The 20,980-nt window shown below is 58.8% G+C and carries 24 protein-coding genes and 1 riboswitch; of the genes, 11 read left to right on the forward strand and 13 right to left on the reverse strand.

The genetic code is table 11. The features are described from left to right. The first annotated feature begins 44 nt into the window (after positions 1-44). A complete protein-coding gene (locus ACFSAG_RS13810) occupies positions 45-920 on the forward strand; it encodes a hypothetical protein (RefSeq protein WP_381515919.1) in 876 nt (291 codons plus the stop codon). Between the two features lie 115 nt (positions 921-1,035). Here the strand turns inward: ACFSAG_RS13810 and ACFSAG_RS13815 are convergent, their stop codons facing one another. The 8 genes from ACFSAG_RS13815 to ACFSAG_RS13850 form a co-directional block, all read right to left on the reverse strand. Continuing rightward, a complete protein-coding gene (locus tag ACFSAG_RS13815; RefSeq protein ID WP_374612958.1) occupies positions 1,036-1,287 on the reverse strand; it encodes a hypothetical protein in 252 nt (83 codons plus the stop codon). A 163-nt stretch (positions 1,288-1,450) separates the two neighbouring features. Beyond that, the gene (locus ACFSAG_RS13820) at positions 1,451-3,193 is read right to left on the reverse strand and encodes an N-acyl-D-amino-acid deacylase family protein (protein WP_374612960.1); all 1,743 of its coding nucleotides are present in this window, start codon (positions 3,191-3,193) and stop codon (positions 1,451-1,453) included. A gap of 61 nt (positions 3,194-3,254) precedes the next feature. After that, positions 3,255-4,580 carry a methyltransferase family protein gene (locus ACFSAG_RS13825; RefSeq protein WP_381516192.1) on the reverse strand — a complete coding sequence of 442 codons (1,326 nt, stop codon included), beginning with the start codon at positions 4,578-4,580 and terminating at the stop codon, positions 3,255-3,257. Between the two features lie 79 nt (positions 4,581-4,659). Further along, positions 4,660-5,463, reverse strand: a complete 804-nt coding sequence (locus tag ACFSAG_RS13830) for a lipid II flippase Amj family protein (RefSeq protein WP_374612962.1) — start codon at positions 5,461-5,463, stop codon at positions 4,660-4,662. A 12-nt stretch (positions 5,464-5,475) separates the two neighbouring features. Beyond that, positions 5,476-6,696, reverse strand: coding sequence for an argininosuccinate synthase (locus ACFSAG_RS13835; protein ID WP_381515925.1), 1,221 nt, complete (start codon positions 6,694-6,696; stop codon positions 5,476-5,478). Between the two features lie 66 nt (positions 6,697-6,762). Next, positions 6,763-7,329 carry a TMEM165/GDT1 family protein gene (locus tag ACFSAG_RS13840; protein ID WP_381515928.1) on the reverse strand — a complete coding sequence of 189 codons (567 nt, stop codon included), beginning with the start codon at positions 7,327-7,329 and terminating at the stop codon, positions 6,763-6,765. An 11-nt stretch (positions 7,330-7,340) separates the two neighbouring features. Continuing rightward, positions 7,341-7,530: riboswitch (yybP-ykoY riboswitch) on the reverse strand. A 40-nt stretch (positions 7,531-7,570) separates the two neighbouring features. Next, on the reverse strand, positions 7,571-7,927 hold the full coding sequence (locus ACFSAG_RS13845) for a hypothetical protein (protein WP_381515931.1): 357 nt from the start codon (positions 7,925-7,927) through the stop codon (positions 7,571-7,573). A gap of 13 nt (positions 7,928-7,940) precedes the next feature. Then, entirely contained in the window at positions 7,941-8,540 is a 600-nt protein-coding gene (locus ACFSAG_RS13850) for a hypothetical protein (protein ID WP_381515934.1), read from the reverse strand. A gap of 89 nt (positions 8,541-8,629) precedes the next feature. On the opposite strand from ACFSAG_RS13850, the gene ACFSAG_RS13855 reads away from it, so the two are divergent. The 3 genes from ACFSAG_RS13855 to ACFSAG_RS13865 are packed head-to-tail and all read left to right on the forward strand — an operon-like array spanning position 8,630 to position 10,396. Further along, a complete protein-coding gene (locus ACFSAG_RS13855; RefSeq protein ID WP_381515937.1) occupies positions 8,630-9,598 on the forward strand; it encodes a helix-turn-helix transcriptional regulator in 969 nt (322 codons plus the stop codon). Continuing rightward, positions 9,595-9,927: a cupin domain-containing protein gene (locus tag ACFSAG_RS13860; RefSeq protein WP_381515940.1), complete on the forward strand. Its 333-nt coding sequence runs from the start codon at positions 9,595-9,597 to the stop codon at positions 9,925-9,927. The genes ACFSAG_RS13855 and ACFSAG_RS13860 overlap by 4 nt, the downstream gene beginning before the upstream one ends. 40 nt (positions 9,928-9,967) lie before the next feature. Further along, positions 9,968-10,396, forward strand: coding sequence for a DUF1801 domain-containing protein (locus ACFSAG_RS13865; RefSeq protein WP_381515942.1), 429 nt, complete (start codon positions 9,968-9,970; stop codon positions 10,394-10,396). Between the two features lie 4 nt (positions 10,397-10,400). Here ACFSAG_RS13865 and ACFSAG_RS13870 read toward each other — a convergent pair whose 3' ends face one another. Further along, positions 10,401-10,619 (reverse strand): hypothetical protein, encoded by a 219-nt coding sequence (locus ACFSAG_RS13870; RefSeq protein WP_381515945.1) that lies wholly within the window; start codon positions 10,617-10,619, stop codon positions 10,401-10,403. A gap of 168 nt (positions 10,620-10,787) precedes the next feature. On the opposite strand from ACFSAG_RS13870, the gene ACFSAG_RS13875 reads away from it, so the two are divergent. Beyond that, positions 10,788-12,872 carry a malate synthase G gene (locus tag ACFSAG_RS13875; RefSeq protein WP_381515946.1) on the forward strand — a complete coding sequence of 695 codons (2,085 nt, stop codon included), beginning with the start codon at positions 10,788-10,790 and terminating at the stop codon, positions 12,870-12,872. Here ACFSAG_RS13875 and ACFSAG_RS13880 read toward each other — a convergent pair. Then, the gene (locus ACFSAG_RS13880) at positions 12,869-14,038 is read right to left on the reverse strand and encodes a M48 family metallopeptidase (protein WP_381515948.1); all 1,170 of its coding nucleotides are present in this window, start codon (positions 14,036-14,038) and stop codon (positions 12,869-12,871) included. The two genes, ACFSAG_RS13875 and ACFSAG_RS13880, sit on opposite strands and share 4 nt — an antisense overlap. A 95-nt stretch (positions 14,039-14,133) precedes the next feature. On the opposite strand from ACFSAG_RS13880, the gene ACFSAG_RS13885 reads away from it, so the two are divergent. Together ACFSAG_RS13885 and ACFSAG_RS13890 are read left to right on the forward strand one after the other, a co-directional pair. After that, the gene (locus tag ACFSAG_RS13885) at positions 14,134-14,547 is read left to right on the forward strand and encodes a response regulator transcription factor (protein ID WP_381515950.1); all 414 of its coding nucleotides are present in this window, start codon (positions 14,134-14,136) and stop codon (positions 14,545-14,547) included. 94 nt (positions 14,548-14,641) lie between these two features. Then, a complete protein-coding gene (locus ACFSAG_RS13890; protein WP_381515952.1) occupies positions 14,642-15,175 on the forward strand; it encodes a DUF4199 domain-containing protein in 534 nt (177 codons plus the stop codon). On the opposite strand, the gene trxB is transcribed toward ACFSAG_RS13890, so the two are convergent. Next, the gene (trxB, locus tag ACFSAG_RS13895; protein WP_381515955.1) at positions 15,172-16,122 is read right to left on the reverse strand and encodes a thioredoxin-disulfide reductase; all 951 of its coding nucleotides are present in this window, start codon (positions 16,120-16,122) and stop codon (positions 15,172-15,174) included. The genes ACFSAG_RS13890 and trxB overlap by 4 nt on opposite strands. Positions 16,123-16,277: 155 nt before the next feature. On the opposite strand from trxB, the gene ACFSAG_RS13900 reads away from it, so the two are divergent. After that, positions 16,278-16,595 carry a 2Fe-2S iron-sulfur cluster-binding protein gene (locus tag ACFSAG_RS13900; protein WP_374612988.1) on the forward strand — a complete coding sequence of 106 codons (318 nt, stop codon included), beginning with the start codon at positions 16,278-16,280 and terminating at the stop codon, positions 16,593-16,595. Between the two features lies 1 nt (position 16,596). Here ACFSAG_RS13900 and ACFSAG_RS13905 read toward each other — a convergent pair whose 3' ends face one another. Both ACFSAG_RS13905 and ACFSAG_RS13910 read right to left on the reverse strand, forming a co-directional pair. Next, positions 16,597-17,862, reverse strand: coding sequence for a NupC/NupG family nucleoside CNT transporter (locus tag ACFSAG_RS13905; protein WP_381515958.1), 1,266 nt, complete (start codon positions 17,860-17,862; stop codon positions 16,597-16,599). A 4-nt stretch (positions 17,863-17,866) separates the two neighbouring features. Then, positions 17,867-18,667 carry an NUDIX hydrolase gene (locus ACFSAG_RS13910; RefSeq protein WP_381515961.1) on the reverse strand — a complete coding sequence of 267 codons (801 nt, stop codon included), beginning with the start codon at positions 18,665-18,667 and terminating at the stop codon, positions 17,867-17,869. Positions 18,668-18,774: 107 nt separating this feature from the next. Here ACFSAG_RS13910 and ACFSAG_RS13915 point away from each other — a divergent pair, with 107 nt between their 5' ends. From ACFSAG_RS13915 to ACFSAG_RS13925, 3 genes are read left to right on the forward strand one after another with little or no spacing between them, the layout of a single operon-like run. After that, on the forward strand, positions 18,775-19,347 hold the full coding sequence (locus tag ACFSAG_RS13915; protein WP_381515964.1) for a sigma-70 family RNA polymerase sigma factor: 573 nt from the start codon (positions 18,775-18,777) through the stop codon (positions 19,345-19,347). Next, positions 19,344-20,267, forward strand: a complete 924-nt coding sequence (locus ACFSAG_RS13920; RefSeq protein ID WP_381515967.1) for a hypothetical protein — start codon at positions 19,344-19,346, stop codon at positions 20,265-20,267. Before ACFSAG_RS13915 ends, ACFSAG_RS13920 begins: the two co-directional genes overlap by 4 nt. A gap of 52 nt (positions 20,268-20,319) precedes the next feature. After that, on the forward strand, positions 20,320-20,835 hold the full coding sequence (locus tag ACFSAG_RS13925) for a hypothetical protein (protein WP_381515970.1): 516 nt from the start codon (positions 20,320-20,322) through the stop codon (positions 20,833-20,835). Positions 20,836-20,980: the final 145 nt, after the last annotated feature.

A 20,980-nucleotide genomic window follows, 5' to 3' on the forward strand; every position in this document is an offset into this window, starting at 1 on the left:
CAAATGAGTAACAGAAGCTGCAGGCACCAATTGGGGTAATTCTGATGAGTGGATTGCGCGCAAAAATGGCCGCCCGGATTGCGGCTTTGGGGCTGGCTACAATGGGGCTTTCAGCCTGCTATTATGATGCAGGTGTTGGCCTTGGCTATTACGACGACGGCTACAGCTATTATGATCGCTATGACTGCGATCCTTACAGCCCGCTCGATCGCTATTATGACTGCGACTATCGCTACGGCTTTTACAATATCGGCTATGGCGGTGGATGGTACCAGGATTACTGGTATCCCGGCTATGGCTTCTACATCTTTGATCGCGGCGGAAAGCGCTATCGGATGTACGACCATCACCGTCGCTATTGGGCCGGAAAGCGGCACGAATGGTACCGCGAGCATCACGGGCGCCGCGATGGCCGGGACAGATATCGCGATGGCGATCGTCGCCGCAATTATGGCGGCGCCAATGGCAATATCGGCTGGCCCGAGCAACATGGCGGACGGGTAGACGATCGTCGCGGACGCGACAGTTACCGCGATCCGAACGCTGTTGGAAACGGACAGGCGGACATCTGGCACCGCGATCGCAGGCGCGAAGATCGTCGCGGCGATGGGCGCGGTGAACGTCGGCGCGACTGGCCTCAAAACGGCCAGAACGCGTCGCCCTCCGTACCGCCCGTCGCGATACCGCAAAGCGAACAACCGTCAGGTCGCGGAGATGGCCGCGGCTGGCGACGGGGGGCTGAAGGAAGCACTCCTCGCATGCGCGATGGCAATCGCAGGGGCTGGCAGGCACCGCAGCAACCCCAGTCGCAACAGTCGGCTGCACCTGCACCCGCAGTTGCCCAACCCAGAACTGCAAGGCCAGGTCGCGATTATGAACGACCTCGCCGGGTCAACCAGACCGAGCCGCAGGAAAACTAAGGCCGCAAAAACAAAGGGCGGTCGTGCCGGGGGTACGACACGACCGCCATTCACCGGGGAGCGTTGCGGAGCCTAGGGAGAGGCTTTCCGCAGGTGGACCAGGACGCCCCCGATTCTAACTCAGTTTCTCATCTTCCCACCGCCCCAGCTTTTTGCCGTTGCGACGTGCTTCGATGGCTTCATCGGCAATACCCGTCAGATATTTCAGGTGGGCAAGCTGCGCCTGCTTGCGCGCGGCCGGAGTCAAACTTGCGACCGACGACACCAGCGACTTTGCGTCGCCATCGCTGAGGCCGATGACCAGCGCGAGGAACACCGACGCAAAACCGAGAGCGGTGACGGCTACCAAGGCGGTATCGGGCGACATGTTCATTTCCTCCTGAACAAAAGACCATTTTTTCTAGTGAAGAAACATATCGCGAAGGCTGGTTAACTTCGTGCCCAGAGGCGGGGTTAAGGCAAAATTAGGCACAAAAAAATCGGGGCGCCCGATTGAACGCCCCGACTTGTCCGCAAAAATTGGGCGATGCTTACTCGGCTGCGATCGCCATTTCGACGCGTTGCGGCCCACGGATCAGGCCGCCCGGATACACGCCGGTGCACACGCCGTCCTTGAAGGTCACTTCGCCCGACTTGATCGTATAGCGATAGCCCTCTGCCTTTTGCAGAAGGCGCTTGCCACCCGCTGGCAGATCGAAGGCGAGCCAAGGTTTACCCAACTTCAGCTTGTCGAAATCGATGATGTTAATGTCAGCAAGATAGCCAGGTGCAAGCACGCCGCGATCTTCGAGGCCATAGAGCACGGCTGTATCGCGGCACTGGCGCTTCACGGCGTTTTCGAGGCTGATACGCTTGCCGCGTTTGCGATCACGCACCCAATGCTGCAGCATGAAGGTGGGTGAGGCTGCATCGCAAATGGTGCCACAGTGCGCGCCGCCATCGGAGAGCGAGTTCACCGTGTCGTCCGATTCCTGCAAAGCCTCTAGGAAGTCGAGATTGCCGTCGGCATAGTTGAGGATGGGAAAATAGATGAATCCCTTGCCGTCATCCTTCATCAGCAAGTCATAGGCATATTCAATGCCCGACTTGCCAGCCGCAGCCGCCCGCGCCGCGATACTGTCCGCAGCGGTAGGCTCGTAATCGAAATCGGGCCCCATTTCATATTGGACCATCCAACCACCAGCGATGATCCGGTACAGGTCGGCGACGTCGACATCCGGGATTTCGGACGGTGTGTCGATCATCCGCTGGCGGAACTCCGGATCCTTGAGTTTCGCCAGTTGCTGATCCCATGGCAGCGCGTCAATTTCGGCCCAGACGGGTGAGAAGCGGAAGGGGTGCACTGTTCCCTGCCACGCCATGATGATGCCATTGCCGCGCAGCGCGATCTGCGCGACGATATTGGCGCCATTATCGTTCTGCGCACGCATTTCGGAAATCTGCTCGTCGAGCGGCAGTTCCTTGGCAATCGACTGGAGCGCGGCGAAGGTGACCGGCAAGCCGGTTTCGCGGCTGAGCGCACCCATCCATTCAAATTCATTCCACTCGCGTTTCAGGTCAGAGGCCATTTCGAACACGCCATAGCCGACCCGGCCCATTCCGCGCCCGATTTCGATCAGTTCCTCTGCGGTCGCAGTAGTACCCGGCACCAGTTCACCATCGATCGACTTGTGCAGGATGGTACGCGATGTCGAAAAACCGAGCGCCCCGGCGCGCACGCCTTCCTCGACGATGCGGGACATTTCGGCGATGTCCTCGGCAGTGGGTACGGCGCCCGGCTGTTCCCGATCGCCAAGCACATATGCACGCACCGCGCCGTGCGGCACATGCGTGCCAATATCGACGGTGCGCGGCAGCCGCTCCAGCTCGTCCAGATATTCAGGGAAGGTTTCCCAGTTCCAGCTCATCCCTTCCGACAAGGCGGTGCCCGGAATATCCTCGACGCCTTCCATCAGGCTGATCAGCCATTCGTGCCGGTCAGGCTTGGCAGGCGCAAAGCCGACGCCGCAATTGCCCATGACGACAGTGGTCACGCCATGCCAGCTTGATGGGGCCATTTCCTGGTCCCAAGTCGCCTGGCCGTCATAATGGGTGTGCACATCGACCCAGCCCGGTGCGACGATCATGCCGGTGGCATCAATCTCTTCCTTGCCGCTGCCGCTGACCTTGCCGACCTGGCTGATCAGGCCGTTGTCGATTGCAATATCCCCCGTAAAACGCGCTGCGCCCGTGCCGTCGACGATCGTTCCGCCGCGAATAACCATATCATGCATGGCCGACTCTCCTCCTCCAAAGTGGGGAAGAGGCTATCACATTAATCGCGCGATTAAACCCCTATTCGGCAGGGTGCGCCGGAGCGTTTGCCTTGACCCGTGAACCAAGCAGCCTGCGCAGCCGGTTGAAACCGCGCGTGATTGGGGCATTGCGATCCATCCATGCCGTATAGTCGGCATAGGCAGGGTCAGCCATGAGATGCTTTTCCTCGGTCTTGGCACGCCAGTAATAGACCGCGCTCACCAGTGCGAGCAGCGCTGTATTGCGCGCCATGTCGGCTATACTGCCGCTGGTGACAAGGAAGGGTAAGGTGGCGAGCCACCAATAGGCATTTTTGCTGAGATAGGCGGGATGCTTGGTCCAGCGATAGGGGCCGTGCGTCAAAATCCCGCGATGCGTCAGGTTCGAAAAACGCAAGCCAAAGGCAACCGTCGCCCAGGCATAGATAGCGGTCAAGATGACGAGGATCGCGCCCCAGAACCACAAAAGCCCCATCTGCCCATCAAACCAATAGGCCCAATCGCTAGTCGCGACATGGTAGTCGAGCGGCCCGCCATTGTTCATCAGGATGAAGGGCGGATAGCAGATCAGTGCCGCTACCCAACCGGACAGATATGGGTTGGCAGTTCTGATATGCGCATCAAGCGGCTTCATCGTCAGCGCATAACCGACCGTTGCGAACTGCACATCAACCACGAACATCGTCGTGATCAGCGCGTTCGCGAGCCACACCGGATTTTGCCAGACCTCGGCAAAGTTCATGTTTACCAGATCGCGGAATCCCGGCGGGACAATCGAGACCATGAAAGCCAGGAAAAAACCTTTTACCGCCCATGCGCGCAAATGATGGCGAATTTCCTCTCCATCCCAATCGTCACGTCCAGCGATCCACGCGCCAAAGTGCCAACCGCCATCGCGGGGGTCGACCATGTAGCGATCGAGCCAGACGACATAAGGCACCGAGACGATCACCAAGGGAATGGCGATGAGGGTGAAGACCTCCATCGAAAACAGATACTGCCCGGCCCAATACCAGCGGCAGAGCATATAAAGCGCGGCAATGCCCGCCCATGTCGCCCAGAGCCCGGCAATCTTGATGATGCTGGTATCGAGCACTTCGGCGACCGGCCGTTTGAGCGACCAATCGAGGCCTGTGGACGGACGGCGATGAACCTTATCAACCAATAACGACCACAGGATCATTGGAAGGCCGCAGGCGACGACGGCGATCAGCGCTGCATAGGGCCCGGCAGCACGCTCAGGCAATCCGGGATAGCCTAGCGATGCAGCGATGCTACCAAAATTGCGCGCGATGAAGACCCACAGTGCCAACCCGGCAAGCCCTGCAAGCCCGACAGCCGTGCTAACGGCCGAGCTTGGTCGCATATCGATACTGGTGGTTTCTGCCCTGGTCACAATCGCCGCAAATAGCGGAAAAGGGTTAAAAAAGCGATTGCCAAACCGCCTAGACGCGCACAGCCACCCAGACGATCAAAGCTGCCGCAGGTACGAGCATCGCCTGCGCCAGCAATGTGCCGGCAATCCGGCTCATCGACAGCCAGACGATAGTACGGCGATATTCGGGCTGGCTGACGCGGCCTTCAACAACATCGTCGGTCATGACCGAGAGTTGAGGATCAATGAGGACGAAGAGCAGGATGGTCGCAAAACCATTGACCACCGCCGACAATTGCGATGCCGTCACGCGGAATTCGGGGTGGAGGTAGCCGGCATAAAGCGACGCGATCACACCGACCGTCAGCAGTGCTTGAGCGACCACATTCATCGCTATCACCCGCCAGGAAACCGCCGCGGGTTTGGTCCAAAGCTTGAGGTGCTGGCTGCTCGGCAGTTTCACAGCGCGTGCCACCGTTTTCATACCCTTGGGCGTCAGCGCGCTCCACGCCAGCTTGGCAACCGAGCGATGGTGCTGGAATTCATCAATGGCCGCAGTGAACCAGCGTTGCACGGTTGGCACAGCCAGTGCGCCGAGGATGGTGGCAACTGTTGCCGAAAGCAGCACCAGCCGCATATCCATCAGAAGCCGCTCGCCGGTACCATCGGCAATCGCATTCTCGATCCGCTTTGCGAGGAAGGGCCCGAGGAAACTGTTCGAAGTCCGTGACACCAGCACCAGCACATTGAACAACGCAAAACTCAGGGCAATCTTGTGCGTCCGTACTCCGGCAATACGCGCGGCATAGGCAAGCGCGCCGATAAGGTGGATCACCAGCGTCAGCAGGCAGATGTTGAAAAGCGGCCAATCCATCGGCCGCCTTTATCAGGCCTTGCCTTGGCGCGCCAGCAAACGCAGGCGGAGTGCGTTGAGCTTGATAAAGCCTGCCGCATCCTTCTGGTCATAGGCGCCCGCATCATCCTCAAAGGTCACAACCTTTTCGCTGTACAGGCTATTCGGCGATTTGCGCCCAACGACCGAGGCGCTGCCCTTGTAGAGCTTTACCCGAACCGTGCCCGAAACATTGGCCTGGCTATGGTCGATGGCTGCCTGCAGCATCTCGCGCTCTGGCGAGAACCAGAAGCCGTTGTAAATGAGCTCTGCATATTTCGGCATCAGCTCATCCTTGAGATGCGCTGCGCCGCGATCAAGCGTGATGCTTTCGATGCCGCGATGCGCGCGAGCATAGATTTCGCCGCCCGGTGTTTCGTACATGCCGCGTGATTTCATCCCTACGAAGCGGTTCTCGACCAAGTCGAGGCGGCCAATTCCATGCTTGCGGCCGAGATCGTTTAGCGCGGCAAGCAACGTCGCCGGGCTCATCGCTTCGCCATTCAGCGCAACACCATCGCCCTTTTCGAAATCGATGGTGATATATTCGGGCTGGTCGGGCGCGTCCTCAGGGTTGACGGTGCGCGAATAGACATAGTCGGGCGTTTCTTCCCACGGATCCTCAAGGCATTTACCCTCGGACGAGGTGTGGAGCAGGTTCGCGTCGGTCGAAAAGGGGCTTTCGCCGCGCTTATCCTTTGGCACCGGAATCTGGTGCTGCTCTGCCCATTCAATAAGGCGGGTACGGCTGGTCAGATCCCATTCGCGCCAGGGAGCGATCACCTTGATATCCGGGTTGAGCGCATAGGCCGACAGCTCGAAACGCACCTGGTCATTGCCCTTGCCGGTCGCGCCATGCGCGATGGCATCGGCACCGGTTTCGGATGCAATCTCGATCAACCGCTTGGAAATGAGCGGGCGTGCGATTGAAGTACCGAGCAAATAATCACCTTCATATCGCGCATTGGCGCGCATCATCGGGAAGACGAAATCGCGGACAAATTCCTCACGCAGATCATCAATGTAGATGTGATGGTCTGGAATACCCATCAACTCGGCCTTTTTGCGCGCCGGCTCCAGTTCTTCCCCTTGTCCGAGGTCTGCGGTGAAGGTCACCACCTCGCAGCCATATTCGACCTGCAGCCATTTCAGGATGACGCTGGTGTCGAGACCGCCCGAATAGGCAAGGACAACGCGTTTGACCGAATCTTTCATTGGGGAACCTTTGCGCAAAAATCGTCGCGCGCGCCGCTAGCAGGGGGGAGCCAAGCGCGCAACCGCCTAGACCGCCAAGCCCCATATCTGCCAGACACCAAGCGCCAAGAACAGACCGGCCGCGATCCAGCGCATGACGTTGAGCGGCACGCGTTTGACCAGTTCTTCACCCAGATAGACCGCAGGCACATTTGCGATCATCATGCCGAGCGTGGTTCCAGCGGCTACCATAAACACCGATTGATACTGCGCGCCTAATGCGACCGTTGCGATCTGTGTCTTGTCGCCCATTTCCACCAGGAAAAATGCGATGGTGGTTGTCAGGAAGACACTACCCTTGTGGCTGACCTCGCCTGCATCATCATCGATCTTGTCGGGCACCAATGTCCAGAGTGCCATTGCGACAAAACCCAACGCAACCGCCCAGCGGAACCACGGCGCGTCGAGCAAACCGGCCACCTGTTGCCCTGCGAAAGCCGCCAGCGCGTGGTTGAGAAGGGTGGCGGCCAATATGCCCAGAATGATGGGCAAGGGCTGACGGAACCGCGTGGCCAGCAAAATGGCGAGCAACATCGTCTTGTCGCCAATTTCGGCAAAGGCGACGATGGCCGTGGAGGTGAAAAAAGCTTCCATGAAACACTTCCGGGGCCGGGCAGGAAACAGACGCAATGCCACCAGCAGCCCCGCCCAGCCGGAACGGACCGCCGATGCCATTGGTCTCGCCTTGGGCAGCTTTGCGCTGCCCCACATGCACCATGGCCTCTCGGCCAAATATGTTGATGCATGTCCCGCTTCCCTATGGAAACGGCTGGCTACTCCCCAGATGACGGCTGCGCTTTATGCGCCGCCCGATGTTTTGACAAGTCCCGCTTTGCTATCGAGCAAAAGCGATCCAACCCACGATCGCCAGAAAAGGCAACCCCGCCAGATCGGCCAGCGCTATGCTTTTGAGTGCCGGTGGGGATCCCGCATGCCAGTAAATTGCGAGGAAGGAGAGCATGCTCGTTGCGATCACCGCAACGGCAAGGCGGCGCGACGCGGGATCGACCATCGCCCAAATGCACGCGAGCACAACAATGGCAAACAATGCCGCGCGATGCTGGAGCAGTGCGAGCAGCGGCCCAATCGCATCGATGCGGTAGAGCCGCCCTATCGCCTGCGGCCGAAATAACATAGACGCGGGGACGATATGGATGAGCGCTAAAACAGCGAAACAAAGCTTCTCAATCATTGATGCCGCCTCCCTAGATCCGGGTCCATTCCATCCACCAATTCCATTCCCAACTCTTGCCGCCATTGCTGGAGGTAGACTGGTGCCAGCGGCAACCAGTTGGAGTGATCCGGTCCCACACGCCGCGATACAGCCACTTGACCCCCTCGACCTCGTCTTCCGAAATAAAAACGCCTTCCCCATCGATGAATTCGCCTTTTTGCGGCGGGTTGACCACACCGTTACCGGCGCTGGTCCAATGATCGGCCCATTTCTTTTCCTGCGGCAACCAGACACGCACGCCCATGCCCATGTCGCTGCCATCGGCCTTGCGCAGCTCTTCGATACTGCCCATGCCATTGAGGACGCGGTGGACGGTGGCACCGCTATCGAACCGCTGCCATTCGTCCTTGGTGCCATCCTTCAACCGTTTGTGCCGGATGCGCCGCTCACCCGCGAGGAAGTCGAAATCACCCATCCCTTTGCCGGTGATAATGCCTTTGCCTGCGGGCGTGTAATCGGTGTCGATCGGTGTTTCCATAATACCTCCTGATGCGGCGCGTGCGGATAAAGCGGTAGCCAGCGCGCCAAGCAGCAAACCAGTGCCACCTTGCAAGACAGTCCGTCGTTCCATGTGCCAGCCTCTTTTCAGATACAGAAAGAGCGGCGATACAGCCCAATAACTGACAGGATTTGTCAGTTATTTTTTGCTACATGAAATAAATGCGAGCCAGCCGCCTCTTGTCGATCCTGATCCTGCTGCAACTGCGGCAACGGCTGACTGCGGAAGAACTTGCGGAGGAGTTCGAAGTTTCGGTCCGCACCATCTATCGCGATATCGATGCGCTTAGCGCAGCGGGTGTCCCGGTCTACGGCGATCGCGGACCAGGCGGGGGATTCCAGTTGCTCGACGGTTATCGTACCAAACTCACCGGGCTGGATGCATCCGAGGCCGAGGCGATGCTTCTGATCGGCCTACCGGGCGAGGCACAGGCCATGGGGCTCGGCGATGCAGCAACCCGGGCGCGCAACAAACTGCTTGCCGCGCTGCCCAAGGCAGGCAGCGAGGAGGCCAACCGCATCGCCGGACGTTTCCACCTCGACAGTCGCGACTGGTACCGGGCCGCCCGCCCGACACCCTTCCTGTCGCGGGTCGCGCGCGCGGTGCTCGACCGGCGTTTGCTGACGATGACCTATGATAGTTGGAAGGCGCGGGCGGATTGGCGGGTTGAACCACTGGGCCTCGTACTCAAGGCCGGGCACTGGTATCTGGTGGGGCGCGGGCATGGAAAAGTACGGATTTTCAACATATCCGATATCCAGTCGCTTGCGTTGCTTGATGAAGAGTTCGAACGCCCCGGTGACTTTGATCTGGCTGCTTGGTGGCAAACCGAGCAGGCGCGGTTCGAGACTGAACTTTTCTCGGAAATCGCGACGCTCCGGCTTTCCCCGCTGGGACTCAAGCGCTTGGCGGCGCTGTCACCGCGCGGGGCAGCGGCCGCGCGATCGGCGCAAATCGGCGATGACGGCTGGGCACTTGCCGAAATCGCCATTGAGAATAGCGATCATGGCGCGCGCGAAATTTTGATGATCGGGGCCGAAATGGTGATCCTGTCGCCCGCGAACTTTCGCGAACGCGTCCATGCGCTGGCCGCAGGGATTGCAGCGTTGAACAAGGGAGCAATCGGATGACATGGCAAAGTTCAAAAAGCGCAATCGACGCGATCCTGGCGACGCAGCCCGTAGACCAGCAGTTCCACTATCCGATCCGTCACGGCACGATGCGCGTCGGACTTTATGTACCCTCCGGTATCGACGACCAGACACCGCATGATCAAGATGAACTATACATCATCGCCAGCGGAACTGGCTGGTTCGTAAATGGCGAGGAGCGCATCGCCTTCGCTCCGCATGACGTCCTGTTTGTCAAAGCGGGGATCGCACATCGTTTCGAGGATTTCAGCGATGATTTCTCAACCTGGGTAATATTTTGGGGCCCAAAAGGTGGGGAATTGGCTTGATCACCTAAAGGGCATATGATGCCGCCGTGGAGGGCAGATCATGACCAGAGCCGAAAACAAGACCAAGGCAACCGATGTCAGCGTAGATGACTTTATCGCTGCCGTCGCGGACTCAAGCCAGCGCTCCGATGCGGAAAACATCAGGGCGATGATGGAGAAGCTTTCGGGCGAGCCCGCCAAAATGTGGGGCCCGTCGATCGTCGGATTCGGCAGTTATCACTACAGATATGAAAGCGGACGTGAGGGCGATATGTGTCGTATCGGCTTTTCACCGCGCAAGGGGCAGACCGTGCTGTACCTGATCGATGGTTTCGAAGGGCATTCCGAACTTTTGGCGCGCCTTGGCAAACACAAAACGGGCAAATCATGCCTCTACATCAAGCGCCTTGCCGATGTGGACCCAGCGGTACTGGAGCAGTTATGTCATCGCTCATTAGCTTACATGGCGGAAAAATATCCGTCCCGCTGACCGATCAGTCGAGTCCTTTGCCGCGGCCCGATTGACGATATTCAAAGGCGCGCCGCGCCCTGATCCGGGCGATCACCAACCAAGTGCCGCCTGCAAGCATCGCGGCCAAAAGGCCGAGGGCAATGACAATCCTGTCTTCCATTTTTTCAACTAACCCGTTTTTTGCCGGATCGTTGTCCGGCTTTGTTGGCGTTGTATCTAGCTTTTTCAACTCACCTTTCAATGTGTAACATTGACTAATTCGGTCGTAACCAACTCCATTCGTCGCATTTCTGGAACCAAATAGGATCTATGCACTTTCTGCTTTTGCTGGGCGTAAAGTGCGGCTAGGGCACGCGCAGAGCATAAAGCCGATCTCCCCAGGCCCCAAAACCCACCTATTGGAGCCAATATGTCAGACTATGTGAACCGCGCCGGACTGCAAATTGCGTCCATTCTGGCCGATTTTGTCGAGAGCAAGGCTTTGCCCGGAACCGGTGTAGAGGCCGCTGCGCTTTGGCAAGGGCTTGCCGATATCCTTGCGCGATTCGTGCCGGTCAACCGCGCGTTGCTTGCCAAGCGCGATGACATTCAGGCCAAGCTTGATACATGGCACAAGGCAAATCCCGGCCCGATTGCCGATATGGGCGCTTACCGGAAATTCCTGACCGAAATCGGCTATCTGGTTCCCGAGCCTGTCGGATTTGAGATCGGCACGAAAAATGTCGATGCCGAAATAGCGCTGATGGCCGGCCCGCAATTGGTGGTGCCCGCGCTCAACGATCGTTTCGTGCTCAATGCCGCTAATGCGCGTTGGGGCAGCCTCTATGACGCCTTGTACGGCACTGATGTGCTCGATGCCCCGGCGGCACGCCCCGGAGGTTACGATACAGAACGCGGCGATGCGGTGATCGCTTATGCGCGCAAATTCCTCGATCAGGCAGCACCGCTCGCCAATGGCAGCTGGGCGGATTGGGATGGCGGCGACCTGCAATTGGCCGACGCCTCGGTTCCGATCATCCGCCGCGGTGACGATATCCTGTTGCGCCACAATGGCCTTGGCATTGAAATCGTCATCGATCGCGAACATCCGGTCGGCAAGACCGACAAGGCAGGCATCGCAGATGTGATCCTCGAAGCCGCACTGACGACCATCATCGATCTTGAGGATTCGGTTGCGGCAGTCGATGCCGAAGACAAGGTGAAGGGCTATACTAACTGGCTCGGCCTGATGCGCGGCGATCTAACCGCCAGCTTTGAAAAAGGCGGCACCACCATGACCCGCGCGCTCGAAGATGATCGCGAGTGGGATGAAGAGTTGCTGCACGGCCGCTCGGTGATGTTTGTGCGCAATGTCGGTCATTTGATGACCAACCCTGCGGTGCTGCTATCGGATGGCAGCGAAGCGCCCGAGGGCATTCTCGACGCGGTCTTCACCTCGCTCTGCGCGATGCACGACCTGCTCGGTCTGGGCAAATACAGGAACAGCCGCGCGGGCAGCATCTATATCGTCAAGCCCAAGCAGCACGGGCCAGAGGAATGCGCCTTCACCAACGACCTGTTCGATGCAGTCGAAGACCTGCTGGGTCTCGACCGGCACACGATCAAGGTCGGCGTGATGGACGAAGAACGCCGCACCAGCGCGAATCTCGCCGCGTGCATTTATGCCGTGCGCGACCGTATCGTCTTCATCAACACCGGCTTCCTTGATCGCACTGGCGACGAGATGCACAGTGCGATGCAGGCCGGACCGATGATCCGCAAAGCGGACATGAAGGCGAGCACCTGGATTCAGGCTTATGAATCGCGCAACGTCCAGATCGGCCTCAGCAGCGGGCTTTCGGGCAAGGCGCAGATCGGCAAGGGCATGTGGGCCGCGCCCGACATGATGAAAGACATGATGGCGCAAAAGATCGGCCATCCCAAATCGGGCGCAAACACCGCCTGGGTCCCCTCGCCCACTGCCGCAACACTGCACGCAATGCATTACCACATGGTCGATGTGTTCGAGGTGCAAAAGGAGCTGGCCAGCAAGGAAACCCCGGCACTCGATGCCTTGCTGACCATCCCCGCAGCGCCGCGTGGCCACAACTGGTCTGCTGAAGAAGTGCAGCAAGAACTAGAGAATAACGCACAAGGCATCCTTGGCTATGTCGTGCGCTGGATCGACCAGGGCATTGGCTGTTCAAAGGTTCCCGACATCCACGATATCGGCCTGATGGAAGACCGCGCCACTCTGCGCATATCGTCGCAGCATATCGCCAACTGGCTGCTCCACGGTGTGTGCACCCCCGAACAGGTCGATGCCGCCTTTACGAAGATGGCAGCCAAGGTCGACGCGCAGAATGCCGGTGATCCGTTCTACGAAAAGCTGGAAGGCAACAGCATCGCCCTCAAGGCCGCACGTGCGCTGGTTTATGAAGGTGTAGCGCAGCCCAGCGGCTATACCGAGCCGCTGCTGCACAAATTCCGATTGGAGAAAAAGGCGGCGGCTTAACGCCCCGCCTTTTCCATTCCCTTCGATTTCCACTCCATCGCATTGCGCACCCGCCATTCAACCGATGGATGGGTGTAGAACAACGCCTCCTGCAAGGCGCTGGGCCTAGGGTATCGATATTCGGCGGTCTTCACCAACGCGCTTGCCAATGCGTCGGGCAGGTTCACATGGCGAAGTGAATAATTGTCTGCCTCACGCTCGCCCTGCCGAATGACCGCGTTCATTACCGGTTGGGCAAATAATCCAAGAAAGCCGACGGTGAAAATCAGTATCGGCAGCCCGTGTGGATCGCCGATGCTGGCCGTACTGCCAAACAGTCGCGCCATTCGCGGAAACAGGCGGTCGGCGAGGAAGAACAGCACCATTGCGAGCAACACCAGTACGCCGACCATCCGCCAGATATGGCCGCTGACATAATGGCCGATTTCATGGCCTGTCACCGCCTTCACTTCGTCAAGCGACGCGCCTTTCAGCGCCACGTCCGAAATCGCGATACGCTTCGATCCGAATAGCCCTGAAACATTGGCGGTGAAATTGTTCGACTGGCGCGAGCCATCATAAACAAAAATGCGGTCTGCCGGAATGCCGGCCTCAGCCGCCATATCCACCAGCGCCGCCTTTACCGGGCCGTCCTGTAACGGCTTATACTCATTGAAGAGAGGCTCTATCAGCACCGGTGAAAGCAGCAACGTCGCGCCCCCTGCGATAGCGGCCAGCCCGCCCGACCATAACCACCAGCGCTTGCCTGCCTTGCGGATCAGCGCATAAATTCCGAGGAAAAACAGCGCGCCAAGTAGGCTGGAAAGTACCGTCCCGATTGCATCTTGCATCAGAAAGTCTGCGAGCGGCTGGCCGGTACGACCATAGGATTTTTCAAAACCCCACTCCTGGTAGATACCCCAGGGCAAGCCTATTACGGCAGAGGAAATGAAATAGGTGAAGCCCACCAGCCAAGTGCGCAGGCTCCATCCCCGCTTTTCCAGTTTCGCCGAAACCTTGTCGAGAATGCCGAGCCGGACGATGATCCAGGTGACAACAGCGGAGGCGAGAAGACCCCAGAGCGACATCCAATGGCTCGCACTGGTATAGTCCGCCGCTTTCTGCAAAGCCTCTGGCCCAAGGCTATCGATATAGCGGGCGGTTTCCGCTGCCGGATTGAATGCCATGATTTTTCTCCCCCATCCGCTGTGTTAACTATGTGATACAGCCATGCTTGGCAAGTCACTTGCCTCGCATCCTTCGAGATGGTTTATTCGGGCAGATGTGGAGGGTGATGATCCTTTATGGATTGGCGCTGGCGGGCGGGGCATTTGTGCTCGAATGGCTCGACTACAAACATGCAGTGCGCGCATGGTCGACCGAATTTTATGTCGGCGTCGTCGCTATCTTTTTTGTCGCATTGGGGATCTGGGTCGGCAACCGGCTGACTGCGCGGCCGAGTGGTCCCGCATTCGAACGCAATATTGCTGCTATTCGCTCGCTCGGCATCAGCGATCGCGAGTGCGAGGTGCTCGATCTGCTCGCCTCAGGTGCTGCGAACAAGGTGATTGCCCGCCGGCTCGGCATTTCCCCCAATACCGTGAAGACCCATGTCGCGCGACTGTTCGAAAAGCTGGAAGCGGCCAACAGGACCGAGGCGATCCACAAGGCGCGAACGCTGGACATATTACCATGAAATCGGGCGATACTGCCCCAATCACCCGTTTGGGCGATAGCCTGCGTCGTAAAGGCGGCTTAGCTCTGGCCCGTCCAGAAAAAGGAGACAGGATATGGGACGGATTATCGGAGTTTACGGCACCATAAGCGGTTTGGTGCTTGCCAGCAGTTTCCTGGTCGGGTGGTTGATGGGTGCGGAGATCGACGATCATAATGTGTTCGTGGGCTACACCATCATGCTGGTCGCACTGAGCATGGTGTTCATTGGTGTAAAAAAATATCGCGACACGGTGTTGGGCGGTGTGATCCGTTTCTGGCCTGCCGTTGGCGTCGGGCTGGGCATCGCGGCGGTTGCGTCGCTTTTCTATGTGATTGGCTGGGAAATCTATATGTACGCCACCGATTACAGCTTCATGGGCGCGTATGTAGACAGCACAATAGCGGCCAAACAGGCGGCAGGTGCACCGGCAGCTGAAATCGCCAAATTCACTGCCGAGATGAAGGCGTTCGAGGTACAATATGCCAACCCGCTGTTCCGTGTGGCAATCACCTTGGCCGAAATTGCCCCTGTAGGGATGCTGGTTGCATTGATTAGCGCCGCGCTGCTCCGCAAGAGCAGCTTCATGCCGGCAAAGACAAGATCCTAGAGACTTGCGTCGATAAACCGTTCGGCATCGAGCGCGGCCATGCAGCCTGTGCCCGCGCTCGTTACTGCTTGGCGATAGACATGGTCCATCACATCGCCACAGGCAAAAACGCCGGGGACGCTGGTTTCGGTTGACTGTTGCTGGTTGCCGCCACGCACCTTGATATAGCCGCCATCCATATCGAGATGGCCTTCGAAAATCTGCGTGTTCGGCTTGTGGCCGATCGCAACGAACACGCCGTGGAGTTCCACATCCTCGGTCGAACCATCCTGCGTCGATTTGATCCGCATACCGGTAACGCCCATCGCATCGCCGAGCACTTCATCGAGCGTGTGGTTCCACTTGATCGTCACCTTGCCCTCCGCCTCACGCGCGAAAAGCCGGTCTTGCAGGATCTTTTCGGATTTCAGCTTGTCGCGACGATGCACCAACGTGACATGGCTGGCGATATTGGCAAGGTAGAGCGCCTCTTCGACAGCGGTATTTCCGCCTCCGATCACCGCCACGGGCTTGTTGCGATAGAAAAAGCCGTCGCAAGTGGCGCAGGCCGAAACACCTTTGCCCATAAACGCCTGTTCTGACGGCAGCCCCAGATACTGTGCGCTCGCACCTGTTGCGATGATCACCGCATCAGCCGTGTAGTCACCTGCACCGCCGGTAAGCGTGAAGGGGCGCTTCGAAAAATCGACCTTTTCGATATAGTCATTTTCGATCCGAGTGCCGAAACGCTCGGCATGCTTCCTCATCCGCTCCATCAGCTCTGGGCCCATCACCCCAGCATCGTCGCCCGGCCAGTTGTCGACCTCGGTCGTGGTCATCAACTGACCACCGACTTCGACCCCGGTGATAATCATCGGCTTTAGATTTGCGCGCGCGGCATAGACCGCAGCGGTATAGCCGGCGGGGCCGGAGCCAATGATGATAACGGGCGCGTGACGGTCTGACATTTGCGAGAATCCTGTTGCTTTGGTTGCCGGACATAGGGAGCGGCCCGCCCAAGGCCAAGTGCCCGATGATTTTTGTCCACAAAAAGTGGCTTCCCTTAACGTCAAGCGCCTTATATCAGGCGCGCAAATTCGTGATTAGTACAGGGGAGTTCCGCATGCCCAAGATTACCGTCATTGCCCGCAACGGCTCGGCACAGGAAGTTGAAGCCCAGAACGGCCTTTCGTTGATGGAAGTGATCCGCGACAACGGCTTTGACGAATTGCTGGCGCTTTGCGGCGGCTGCTGCAGCTGCGCGACCTGCCACGTCTATGTCGACAGCGCCTTTGCCGATAAGGTTCCGGCGATGAGCGAAGACGAGAATGACCTGCTCGACTCAACCGACAGCCGCAATGAAAGCTCGCGCCTGTCGTGCCAGATCCAGGTGAACGACGCGCTCGAAGGCCTCGTTGTCACCATCGCTCCGGAAGATTGATCTAAACCGCAGTCACCAACCCGATGACCGCACCGGTCATCGCGGAGGCGAGGTTGCCGGCAATCCAGCTCTTCACACCCAGCGCTGCGGCCTCGCCGCGGCGGTCGGGGCAGAGCGTGCCGATGGTTGAGACCAGCAACCCGACGCTCGCCAGATTGGCGACGCCGCACAGCGCATAAGTGACGATCAACTGGCTGCGCGGCCCGAGTTCGCCCGCCGGAAGCGCTGCCAGATCGAGATAAGCGACATATTCGTTGAGGATCGCCTTGGTGCCCATCAGTGCGCCTGCAGTGGGTGCCTCGCTCCATGGAACGCCGATCGCCCACATCAATGGCGCAAACAACCAACCGAACATTCGGCGCAGCGTCAGTTCCTCGCCGCCCACCATTGGCAGCACACCCAGCATTTGGTCCACAAGTGCGACCAGCGCAAAAACCACGATGATCACGCCAATCACGGCGAGGAACAGTTGTATCCCATCCATTGTGCCACGAATGATCGCATCGATGCTGCTGTCATATTTGAGGCTGGTATCATCGGGATCGGTCGCTGTACTGCCATCGCCCGGCAACATCAGTCGCGCGATCAGCACTGCCGCAGGCAGTGAGATCAACGAGGCGGAAATCATGTGCCCTACAGCGTTGGGCACGGTCTTGGACAGGGTCGTGGCGTAAAGGATCAGGATAGCGCCCGAAATTGTCGACATGGTGAGCGCCATCACCATGAACAATTCGCTCCGGCTCATCCGTTCGAAATAAGCGCGCAGCACCAAGGGCGCTTCAACAACGCCCAAGAATATGTTCGCGCCGCCGCCCAGCCCAACAACGCCGCTAACGCCCAGGGTTCGCTGCAGTGCCCAACTCAAACCCCGCACAATCCAGGACAGGATTTTCCAGTGCCAGAGCAGGGCCGAGATTGCCGAAAAGACGATCACCAGCGGCAGGATCTGAAAGGCTATGATCAACGGCGGCTGGCTGCCCTCCGCCATTGGAAAGGGCAAAGGGGCACCACCGAGATAACCGAACATATAGCTGGAACCGACCAATGTTGCCTTTTCGATTGCCTGTACTGCATGGTTGGCAAGATTGATCGCATCCCAGATCAGAGGCACGCGCACGATCAAAATCGCAAGCGCCAGTTGCAACAGCATCGCGCCGCCAATCCAGCGCCAGCTTGGAAGCTGTTTGCGGTTTTCAGAAAATGCCCATGCCAAAAGGACGATGAGCACAACGCCCAATAGCCCCTGAAGCTGTTCGAAAATCGCCAAGCGTCTAGCCGCGCGTTGCCGTGGTCATTGCTTCGGCCACCACCGGATAGCCGTGCCCGTCGGGAATGCAGATGTGCGGAACGCCGTCACGCTCCTCAACATAGGTCAGCAACAATTTCACTGGATATTGGGCGGCATGCGAAGCGGCATCTTCAAAACTTTCAAATTGCGCCAGCCGTTCCAGGTTGCGCACGGTTGGGAATATGGCCTTAACTTCTTTGCGGGCGATCTTGTCTAGTATCCCCGGCGCGCTATCCCAGAACAGCATGCGGTTTTCGGTGTTGTCGACCACTGCTGGCAGATGCGCATCGCCAGCATCCAACAGGTAGAAGCGCGTATCGAACACGCGCGTTTCAAGATTGGGTGGGCGCCAGCGTGCCCAAGGCACCAGCTGGTGGAGTTGCGGGGTCCAGCCGAAATCGTCGCAGATTTCTTTAAGGCTGGCACCGTCAAAGAGTGCCGCACGCGCCTCTGCACAATCGGCGGCGTCGGTCACTCCATCAAGCGCCAGTGCAAGGCCTGCCTCTTCGATGGTTTCCCGGATGACGGCCAGTCGCGCAGCGGCTTCATGCAAGTCCAGACCATGATCGAGAATACCAGCATAGGCCCGGTCATGATCATCGACCTTGCCGCCCGGAAATACGACCATACCCCCGGCAAAGGCCATCGACTTCACCCGCTCGACCATCAGGATCAGCGGCGGGCCGCCCTCCGGATTGTTGCGGAATATTACCATGGTGGCTGCAGGAGTCGCGGGCGGCATGACTTCGCCGGTGACGGGGTGGATCAATAATTCTTCAGACATCGACGGCCAATGCAGCATGAATGGAGCCCGCTGCCAAGCCATGATTTTTTCGCGAAGGGTTTTTGTAACCGCTGCGTTATATCATCGATGGCCAGGAAACAGGGTGAATGATGGCGACACAGCCGCAGCATTTGATCGATCAAAACGACGATGCGCTAATGGCGCAGGTCGCCGCGCGTGACACATCTGCGCTGCGTTTACTCGCCGATCGCCATGCCGAAATCGCCTGGCGGATCGCCTATCGCATGCTCGGCGACCGGCAAGAGGCGGAAGATGTCGCGCAAGAGGCATTGCTGCGGCTTTGGCAACATGCAGATCGCTGGCAGCCTGGAGGCAGCGGCGTTGCCGCTTGGCTGACGCGCGTTGCCACCAACGCCTGCCTCGATCGCCTGCGCCGTCGCCGCTTTGTTGCCGACGATGCAGTTCCGGAGCGTGCAGATGAAAGCCCGCTTGCCGATGAAACCATCGAAGAGGATGAGGTCCGAAACGCCGTCGCCAACTGCATCGAGGCACTGCCGGACCGCCAGCGAGCGGCAATTGTGCTCACTTATTATGAGGAAAGGCAGAACCGCATGGCTGCGGAAATCCTGGCGATGCAAGTGAAGGCTTTTGAATCGCTGCTGTTCCGCGCGCGCGGTTCGCTGCGCGACTGCGTCGAAAGCAAGGGAGTCGTGGCATGAGCGAGCCAGCATTTCCGCCAAATGTCTCCGCTGCGCTGGACCGGCTTACCGTTCCGCCTTTGCCGCAGGGATTTGGCGATCGCTTGATTGCCCGCATCGAAGCAGGCGACCTGCCCCATATAGCGACCGATGTCGCCCAACATTTGCCATCACCACGCCGCCGCTTTGGTGGAAGTGGCTGGCGTCGCTCGGGCGGCATAGTTGCGATTGCGGCGACCTTCAGCCTTGCCACGGCCACGGCTGCCGCTTCAGGATTTTTCGGGGAACCGATCTATGTCCCCGTCGTCAGCGATGCACTGGCCAAGGCTGACCTGGTCGAGTTGCCCAAACGGGAGCAGATCGCCCCCAAGCCCGCGGCGAAAGCCGCCAGCATGTCGGCCGAGAACGGGGACGCGAAGATCCAACCGACGCCGCAAGGTCGCGAAGCGGTGCGCAGTCTTTACCAGCGACTTCGCGACGATCCCGAATTCCGCACGCTGCCACGGCACGAACGCATGGCGATAGCCCGGCAGGAAATCCGCACATTGGTGCAAAATGGGGACGTCACCATACCGGAGCTGCGCCATGCCATGGCCGAGCATCGCTTGCGGACCGACCCGGCCACGCGCCAGACAATCCGCCGCGAAATCGTCCGGCGGAAATTGCAGAGCGAAGCGGCGCCCGTTGCAACGACACCGGCCGATGTTCCAGAAGGACGGCTGCAACCCGCTGTCGAAGCAAGGCGCGAGGCGTTCCGCGAATTGGTACCCGAACAACAGGGCCGCATCCTTGAACTGCGCCAGCAGTTGCGCAACGCTTCGCCAGCCGAGCGCCGCGCGATCCGACAGGAATTGCGGGAAATGTTGCAATCGCACACCGATGCGCCGGTGGAAGAAAAAATCGAACCCACCAGCGAAGGGAATCAGACGGTCGTGCGTTGAATGTCTGAAGGGCTGAAATTGGCCCTTTCGACAGACAGCAAAGGACCAAGTCATGAAAAAGCTGATTGCGTTTACACTCACCGTCGCTCTTTTGACCGGCACCGCTTTTGCCGAGGCACAGACCCGTACCTCAACCTTTGACGGCCCCAAGGCCAGCGGTACAAAAACCACCGTGCGCGACAAGGATGCTGGCACATTCAGTTCCGACAAGTCGGTCACCCGCAAAAGCGACGGTGCCGTTGCGACCACTTCGCGGGACCGCCAGCGCACCGACACCGGCTTCACGAGCAGCGGCACGCGCACCGGTTTTAACGGGCAAACATCCTCTTATGATTATGAGCGTACCAAGACCGAAAATGGCTGGACCGCAACCGGTAGTGGCACTGGGCCCAAGGGTGGCGAATATAGCTATTCAGGCTCCAAGGCCCGCACCGATAACGGATTTACCGCCAACCGCTCGGCTTCGCGCTATGGCATCGAGATCTATAACCGCACCGATACGGTTTCGCGCTCCAACGGCATGGTAACGCGCGACACCAGCGTCACGCGCAAACCACGCAAACGGTAAATCCGACCATCGCCCCCCTTGGTCATCCCGCCGTCAACCACACACCCGGCGGGATGACCTACCCATCCATTCACAAAAGAGTGAGCGGCGCTTTCGCGTAAACTCTTGCCCCTGCCCATTGCCACCACCGAACTAAGCTGGCACC

The sequence above is a fragment of the Sphingorhabdus buctiana genome, from assembly GCF_042680825.1.
GTDB classification, from domain to species: Bacteria; Pseudomonadota; Alphaproteobacteria; order Sphingomonadales; family Sphingomonadaceae; genus Sphingorhabdus_B; species Sphingorhabdus_B buctiana.